This window comes from Tahibacter caeni, assembly GCF_024609805.1.
In the GTDB taxonomy this organism is placed as follows: domain Bacteria; phylum Pseudomonadota; class Gammaproteobacteria; order Xanthomonadales; family Rhodanobacteraceae; genus Tahibacter; species Tahibacter caeni.
Genome location: NZ_JANFVR010000612.1, coordinates 1 through 1,438, shown reverse-complemented (window position 1 = coordinate 1,438; position 1,438 = coordinate 1). Strand labels below are relative to the sequence as shown.

Annotated in this window: 2 protein-coding genes; both read left to right on the top strand. The window is 72.6% G+C overall.

Annotation, left to right across the window (positions count from 1 at the left end):
• The first annotated feature begins 316 nt into the window (after positions 1 to 316).
• On the top strand, positions 317 to 1,087 hold the full coding sequence (locus NON22_RS24275) for a hypothetical protein (RefSeq protein ID WP_257389555.1): 771 nt from the start codon (positions 317 to 319) through the stop codon (positions 1,085 to 1,087).
• 21 nt (positions 1,088 to 1,108) lie between these two features.
• The coding region (locus NON22_RS24270) for a hypothetical protein (RefSeq protein WP_257389554.1) at positions 1,109 to 1,438 on the top strand (330 nt) is incomplete at its 3' end.

Below are 1,438 nucleotides of genomic sequence, written 5' to 3'. Positions count from 1 at the left end.
CCTTCGTCCCCAACCGCTGCGCGACGACCGCCGCCGAGTATGCACTGCCGCGGTCGCGGCGGGATCGGGCCGGCGGCCTAGGCGGCGCCGGGTCCGCGGGCGCGGCCGGGTGTCAGGTCATTTATTCAATTTAATACTTTAAATAAGTATCCGGTCGGCGCGCCGAGACCCGGCGCCGTCGCCGGGTCCGGTCGCGGAATCAAACCCATAGCGGCAACTGCCGTCGCCGCCTATCAGTGTCGCTGCCGGTGTGCGCGGCGCTTGTTGCGGCGATCGCCGCGCCCCTACACTCGGCGCGTATTCAGGGGGGGCTTTCATGCGAACGAACCGGATGCGCGCCGGCAAGGCGTGTCTGCTGGCGTCGCTGCTGCCGCTGCCGTTCGCCGTCGTCCAGGCACAGGGCCTGGCGCTGCCGGCCGGCGCCAGGCTGCAGCTCGACGGCGGTCGTCTCGAAGCGGCCGGCGGCGACGTGCTCGTCGACGGGACGCTCGTTCTCGGCGCCGGCGAATTGCGCGGCGTCGGCGCGCTGCGCATCGCCGCCGGCGCGAGCGCCGATTTCGGCAGCGGCACGGCCACGTTGACCGGCGACTGGGAGAACCGCGGCACGTTCCTGGCCGGCAGCAGCCGGGTCGAGCTGCGCGACGGGCCTGCGGCCGTCAGCGCCGTCCTCGGCACGAATCTGTTCGCGAACCTGAGCCTGGTCAGCGGCAGCGGCAAGCGCTACCGGCTCGAATCCGGCCTGACCCAGGCCGTCGGCGGCAATCTGCAGATACAGGGCCTCGGTCCGGCGATCCAGGTCGACGTGACCGCGCCCGGCAGCGTCGCCTATCTGAACCTGCTGCCCGGCGGCAGCCAGACCATCGCGAACGTCGGCGTGTCCGACGTTCACGCGACCGGCCAGCACCTCGCGCCGACCCAGACCAACCAGGGCGGCAGCGGCAACGACAGCGGCTGGTTCGGCGGCGGCGTCGTGATTCCGCGGACGCCGGTTCCCGCGCTCTCGCCCGGCCTGCAGCTGCTGCTGGCCATGGGTCTCGTTCTGATCGCGATGCGCCGCCGCGGGCTCGCCGCTGTCTCCAGGGGATAAAACATGCGACACAATAAAATTGTGCAAAAAGCGATCTGCGCCGGCGTCGCGCTGGCCTGCGCCGGGGCCGCGGCGGCGGCCGACGTCAAGGTGGTGCCGCCGGCCGCCGGCGGCTTCAGCGTGCGCAACCCCGGCGACAGCGCCGACCTCCTGCGCGTGGACGAGAACGGGCGCATCTGGTTTCCGAACCTGAGCGCGGCGCCGACCCAGTCAGCGGCGGTCTGTTTCGATACGGTCAGCGGCGCCGTCGGTGCCTGCCTCGGCGGCGGCAGCAGCGGCGCGACCGGTCCCACGGGGCCGACCGGACCGGCGGGCCCGACCGGTCCCACCGGCGCCACGGGCGCCGGCGCG